Below are 5995 nucleotides of genomic sequence, written 5' to 3'. Positions count from 1 at the left end.
GCTCCCTCGTAATGGGTTTGATTGGTTCAAATGCTGCTGTTATTTTGTTGAAGCTCTGGATAATGCATCGCGAACTGCAATGTTACCGGTTAAAGTGATTCCGGTAGCACCAGAAATAACATCTACGTAACCCGGCTCAGCGTCTTTTGCAAGATTGGAGTACTGCAGCCAAGCCATTTCTAACGGCCAGTTGTAATCGGCCGGATCAAGAACTGAGTAGTCGGGATTAATTCTTTCGAAAGTAACTTCTTGGATCTTGTCATCTTTAATGGTTACTCTCACAACCTCGTAGTAACCGCGGGCAGTGTAGTGAGATCTGCCTAAGAACACGCCGTCAAAATATTTACCGAGCTTAGCGTCGGGATCAGCTTTCAGAAGTGCTCTTTCAACAGCTTGTTTAAACATGGTGCTGCTGCTGGTAGCTCCGGAAACGATGTCTACATCGGTACCTTGAATTTCTACCATTTGAGCGCCCAGGGTTTGAACCGCGGTTCTAGCTTCTTCCCAAGAATAAACGGCAAAGTCCTTTTCAACTAACTTGCTGGTATACTCGCGGAGGATAATAGCAGCAATTTTACCATCTTCGATAAATACTTTCGCATAGCCAATGCTGTTTCTGCCTGCATCGGACCAAGCTTCGTATTCTCCGTCAACCCAGTTGGCAGCTGAAGCTGCACTTGTTACTAACAACATCAACATAAGAGCAAATACTAATGTTTTTCTCATAACTTTTCCTCCCCAAAATATGTTCTGTGAACACATTCACCAACCAACCCATTAATAGATTAACATTTTTTGATATAACAGTCAATCATAAAAACTAGTTTTTGATAAAAATATCAATAAAAAATGTCCACCTTGGTGAGGCGGACTTAGTTGCCATTCTTAAGTTCCCAGTGGAGCAGCAGTGTGATTAGTGCGCGGATGATTACCAAACCGCCTACAGCCAGCAGTTCTGTGATATCGCGCGCTACGATTGTTTTGAGAATCTCACCGGCGAGCAGGAACTCTAGGCCCAAGGTCATACCGTGAGCCAGCATTAGCTTGAGTTCGCCGCCCGGTTCTTTAAATCTCAGCTGGCAGTAGCGAAGAAAGGTTTTGATAGCAGAATAAGCTATGATCAGAATGCCAATACTCTCGATAATATAGATGAGAATGAGAGAAATATTTGTAATGATTTCCTGCACTTGCGCCATGTTCTTTACCTCCTTGTCCATTTAGTTTGAAAAATAAAAAAGCCTCTTGCTGGCAGAGGCTTTTTATCCATTGGAGATAGTCACCACCATCATAACTTCATGCCCCAATGCTTGAGCCCGCTCATGCAGCCGGCGGAGAGCGGACCAGACCTGGTCGCTTTCACCGTGGAGATGGGTGCTCAAGGAGCCGATGTCGTACTGGAGATGATAATCCGCTAACGCGTGGAGGGACTCCTCGATCACTTGATCCGAGTCCGCAGTCTCGACTGGATATAGGGAAACCTCTGCTGAAATCATATTTATTGCACCTCCTAAGATTTCCCTTAGTATATCCGGGAAATCTTAGGAGTAATCAGGTGTTTATCTTGGCGGTATGCAGAGCTGCTGTCCGGGGAAGATCAGGCTAGGATTGCTGACCTGCGGATTAGCTCTGATCAGCGCGTCAAGGCTGATTCCGAACCGCCTGGCAATAGTAAACATACTGTCTCCCGGCTGCACGGTGTAGCGGGTTGATCCGGGTGGGCATGCGCCGGGTGATCTTGGCACACAGATTCTTTGACCCGGCCGGATTTGGTTCGGGTTAGGAATCTGCGGATTAGCTGCGATTAGAGCATCTAAGCTTACGCCAAAACGCTGCGCGATCAAGAACATGGTATCGCCGGGCTGCACAATATAGACGAAACTGTTCGGCGGACATCCATCCGGTGGAGGCTGTGTGCCGGTTGGTACGCAGACAATTTGTCCGGGCAGAATCAGATTTGGATTCGGAATCTGCGGATTAGCTGCGATTAAGGCATTCAGGCTCACACCGAAGCGCTGCGCAATTAAGAACATGGAGTCACCGGGTTGCACCGTATAGGCAAAAGTATTTGGCCGACACGGTCCCGGAGCAGGTGTAGTGGGTACGCAGACTGTCTGGCCGGGTGTAAGCTGGTTCGGATTCGGAATCTGCGGATTAGCTGCGATCAGTGCATCCAAACTTACGCCAAATCTTTGGGCGATGGTGAACATGGTATCGCCCGGCTGGACTATATACGGAAATGTGTTCGGCGGACAGACCACTGATGTCTGCGGTACACAGACAATTTGACCCGGCTGAATCTCGCTGGGATCCGGGATCTGCGGATTAGCTGCGATTAATGCGTCTAAACTAACCCCAAACCGCTGGGCAATCGTAAACATGGTATCACCGGGCTGGACTGTATAAGCAAATGTATTCGGCGGACATGTAAACTGCTCAGCTGTGATGTTATCGTCGCAGTTTTGGCAGTTTTCGGTGTTCTTCTCTACATTATCCAACTTTTATCCCCCTTTGCTTTAGGATAATAGCTATCCAACAGCTGTTACTATCCTATGAAGCTTGGGGGCTGATTGCTACAACCGCAAATATCTTATCTAATCCGGATCAATAAATCAAGTTGTTTTGATGAAAATTTCACGAACCTTTTTCTGTTCCCATGGGGAGGGGAATTCGCCGCTGATCACGAAGTAGAATTGTAAAATCTGCCGTTCGGGGAGGAAGCGGTGTGGGCGAAATCTTTGTAATGGCCAATCAAAAAGGCGGCGTAGGGAAAACCACTTCTACATTTAACCTTGGTGTGGCTTTAACGGATATCGGTCAGCGGGTCTTGCTTGTTGATCTTGATCCCCAGGCAGGCTTAACTTATCATGCTGGATTTGAACCAGATGAGCTGGAGCAGACAATTTTCAACTGTTTGGTCCGGGATATCCCGGTGCATGATCTGATCCTCACCACCAAGTACGGTGTTGAGCTGCTGCCGGCTAATATTGATTTAGCTCTGGCGGAAATGCAGCTTTTAAATGCACCCGCGCGGGAGCGGCGCTTAACAAGGGTGATGAACCAGGTCAGAAGCCGCTATGATTTTATTATCATTGACAGCATGCCCTCGCTGGGCATCCTTACCATGAACGCTTTGGCCGCTGCTGATCAGGTCATTATTCCGGTTTCCTGTGAGTTTCTCAGCGTGAGAGGCACCATGGCTCTGCTTAAGCTGGTGGCTAAAATTCGGGGGCAGCTCAACAGCTCCTTGGAGATTGCCGGCCTTCTGCCGACCATGTTTGATACCCGCACTAAGCATGCCAAAGAAGTAATCAGCATTCTCAAAGAGAAGTTTAAAGATATCTACATTTTCCCTTATCAAGTTGACCGCAGCATTCGGTTTGCTGAAAGCGCCCGGGAGCAGATGCCGATTTTTGAGCACAAAGTGCAGGTGCCCGGAGCTCTTGCTTACCGGGAGCTTGCGCGGGATTTGGTCAAACTTAAGCTGCGCAGATCAAGCTGAAGTTTTGCTGAAGAAAGGATGAAGAGACGTTGAACCAAGTGCGGCGCAGAATTCTTGTCATCATCACCTTGCTGCTGATACTTACTCAGGTCAGCGCTGCAGCGCAGGTGCAGGTAGATTTTCTTGATGTAGGGCAGGGAGACTGCATTCTGATTCGTTCCCATGCGGGAGGGTTGCTCCTGATTGACGCAGGAGTCCAAGCTATGGGCACTTCAGTGGTAGTTCCGTACCTTCAGGCGGAGGGAATTGAAGAAATTGATGCGGTGGTAATGACCCATCCCCACGCGGATCATATCGGCGGATTGGTTCCGGTTTTGGAACAGATTCCAGTTAAACGGATTTATTCTAATTATCAGGTACATACTACGCAGCTGTACGAGCGGCTGCTGCTGTTAATCGAGAGCTTGGACATACCCTTTCTGCTGGCCGAGCCAGGTGTTAAGATCGAAATTCCGGGCATTGACAGCATTCAGGTGCTCCATCCCAGCCAGCCTTTAGGCAGTGATCTTAACAATAATTCGATTGTGGTGCGGATGGATGTAGATGGAGTTGGTTTCTTATTTACCGGCGATATTGAAAAAACAGCTGAAGCGCAGCTGCTGAAGGAACAGGCGGATCTCACCGCGGATATTATCAAAGTGCCCCATCACGGCAGCAATACTTCCAGCCATCAAGAATTTATTGATGCTGTGGGGCCTAAGATTGCTGTAATTCAGGTGAAGGAAGGCAACAGCTACGATCATCCCGATGCGGTGGTAGTTCAGCGCTATCAGGCAGCTGGGGCCGAGGTTTACCGCACCGATTACCACGGCACCATAACGGTGAATGTCAGTAACGGCCGCGTAAGTGTGGAGACCGGCACCATCAGAATCAACTTGACAACAGCCTCAGCTGAGCAGCTGCAGCAGGTGCCCGGAATCGGGAAGGTGCTGGCTGATCGAATAATCGCTTATCGGACCCTGTACGGATTTAATTCTGTCGATGATTTAATCAACATCACCGGAATCGGTCAAAAGACCCTTGAGAAGATTCGGGAATACTTCTACGTAGACTGAGGAGGGGTGCTATGAAGTGGCAGGCTGTTGTTGATCGCTTTGAAGGAGAGATTGCGGTACTGCAATGCTTTGATCCCGACCACAATTCTCAAAAGCGGTATTATACCGTGGAAATGCCGCGGGTGCTGCTTCCACAGGAATTAAAAGAAGGTGACTATCTCACCGCTAACTGGCAGATTGATCCTGAAGCAACCAAATCTGCCCGGGAGAGAGTCACCTCAATCCTAGAGCGACTGGCTAATCGCAATCAGAAGTAGTGCGAAGCCTGGCTAGGATTGCTTGGATTTCCCCTCGGCGCTGCTCTGTTTTTACTGGATCCGGAGTAAGCCGATAGATGCGGCCTCCGGCCATTTTTGCTTCCACAACTTGTCCTTCTTCCAACTCAGAGTTGCTCTGCCGGTGGTAGATTAGCTCTCCTGCAGATGCGTCCATTGGCTCCAATGCGATTACTTCATCAGTGATTGCATCGATGATAAAGTACTCGGTAGTGAAGAAGTTCGGTGCGGCTGCCAAGAGCAGTACCAGGGATATAAGAAGAAAGTGAAACATAGAGCCTCCTTTCTTCTTGGGTGTGGATTGGGCACTTATATACTTATACAAGTATTCTGAAAAAACCTGCTTGAAAATTGAAATGCTGGAGGAGATGATCCGATGCGGTTAGCAGTGATCGGGGGAACGGGAGTTTACGATCCCATGCTCTTGGACACCCCCCGCAGCATTGATGTTAAGACCCCTTATGGACCAGTCCCCGTAACTGTAGGAGTTTATCAGAACAGCGAAATAGCTTTTGTAGCCCGCCACGGCAGTGGGCATTCAGTTCTGCCCCATCAAATTAACTACCGGGGTATTATCTGGGCGCTAAAATCCTTGGGAGTAGAGTACATCATCGGAACCAACGCTGTTGGCTCAGCCAATCCCGCCATGCGTCCCGGTCACTTTGTTGTGATTGACCAATTTATCGATTTTACCAAACAAAGGCCATTTACCTTTTTCGATGGGGAAAACACTCCCGTAGTTCATGTGGATATTACTGAACCTTACTGCCAGACTTTACGACAGATAATCGTGGAGCTGGGGCGGAGCATGAAGCTCGCGATCCATGAGCGCGGCTGCTATGTCTGCTTCGAAGGCCCCCGCTATGAGACATCTGCTGAAGTTAGGATGGCGGGAATGCTCGGTGGCGATGTCTTGGGAATGACCAATGTGCCGGAAGTAGTGCTGGCACGAGAAGCGGGGATCTGCTATGCAACGATCTGTGTGGTGACCAATATGGGCGCCGGGATGGCAGGGGCGGCTCTGTCTCACGATGAGGTAAGCGCCATTATGAGCGAAAACATGAACCATGTGCGCCGGCTTGCTCTGGACAGCTTAGCAGCTGTGGCTGGTGAAACGAAATGCACCTGCAGCGGGGATAATGTTTCTCTTCCGGGCATGCAGGATT

At 49.0% G+C, this 5995-nt stretch carries 9 protein-coding genes; 4 read left to right on the top strand and 5 right to left on the bottom strand.

The genetic code is table 11. The annotated features are described in order from the left end of the window. Positions 1 to 39: 39 nt before the first annotated feature. The 4 genes from GX019_06190 to safA form a co-directional block, all read right to left on the bottom strand. Positions 40 to 726, bottom strand: a complete 687-nt coding sequence (locus tag GX019_06190) for an FMN-binding protein (protein HHT36752.1) — start codon at positions 724 to 726, stop codon at positions 40 to 42. A gap of 146 nt (positions 727 to 872) precedes the next feature. Beyond that, positions 873 to 1196 carry a DUF1622 domain-containing protein gene (locus GX019_06185; GenBank protein ID HHT36751.1) on the bottom strand — a complete coding sequence of 108 codons (324 nt, stop codon included), beginning with the start codon at positions 1194 to 1196 and terminating at the stop codon, positions 873 to 875. A 63-nt stretch (positions 1197 to 1259) separates the two neighbouring features. Further along, entirely contained in the window at positions 1260 to 1493 is a 234-nt protein-coding gene (locus tag GX019_06180) for a hypothetical protein (protein HHT36750.1), read from the bottom strand. Between the two features lie 63 nt (positions 1494 to 1556). Then, positions 1557 to 2495, bottom strand: a complete 939-nt coding sequence (gene safA / locus GX019_06175; protein ID HHT36749.1) for a SafA/ExsA family spore coat assembly protein — start codon at positions 2493 to 2495, stop codon at positions 1557 to 1559. A 227-nt stretch (positions 2496 to 2722) separates the two neighbouring features. On the opposite strand from safA, the gene GX019_06170 reads away from it, so the two are divergent. The 3 genes from GX019_06170 to GX019_06160 are packed head-to-tail and all read left to right on the top strand — an operon-like array spanning position 2723 to position 4811. Then, positions 2723 to 3499, top strand: coding sequence for a ParA family protein (locus GX019_06170; GenBank protein ID HHT36748.1), 777 nt, complete (start codon positions 2723 to 2725; stop codon positions 3497 to 3499). A gap of 29 nt (positions 3500 to 3528) precedes the next feature. Continuing rightward, positions 3529 to 4554 carry an MBL fold metallo-hydrolase gene (locus tag GX019_06165; protein ID HHT36747.1) on the top strand — a complete coding sequence of 342 codons (1026 nt, stop codon included), beginning with the start codon at positions 3529 to 3531 and terminating at the stop codon, positions 4552 to 4554. 11 nt (positions 4555 to 4565) lie between these two features. Continuing rightward, complete coding sequence (locus tag GX019_06160; GenBank protein HHT36746.1) at positions 4566 to 4811, top strand: DUF3006 domain-containing protein; 246 nt, start codon at positions 4566 to 4568, stop codon at positions 4809 to 4811. Here the strand turns inward: GX019_06160 and GX019_06155 are convergent. Further along, the gene (locus GX019_06155; protein ID HHT36745.1) at positions 4792 to 5103 is read right to left on the bottom strand and encodes a hypothetical protein; all 312 of its coding nucleotides are present in this window, start codon (positions 5101 to 5103) and stop codon (positions 4792 to 4794) included. The two genes, GX019_06160 and GX019_06155, sit on opposite strands and share 20 nt — an antisense overlap. Before the next feature lie 102 nt (positions 5104 to 5205). Here GX019_06155 and mtnP point away from each other — a divergent pair. Next, positions 5206 to 5995 (top strand): S-methyl-5'-thioadenosine phosphorylase (mtnP, locus tag GX019_06150; GenBank protein HHT36744.1); only part of this gene is annotated, 790 nt, incomplete at its 3' end.

It is taken from the genome of Bacillota bacterium (assembly GCA_012837335.1).
Classification (GTDB): domain Bacteria; phylum Bacillota; class Limnochordia; order Darwinibacteriales; family DTU012; genus DTU012.
Note: the sequence above shows the minus strand (reverse complement) of the source record. Positions and strands in the feature narration are given on the sequence as shown.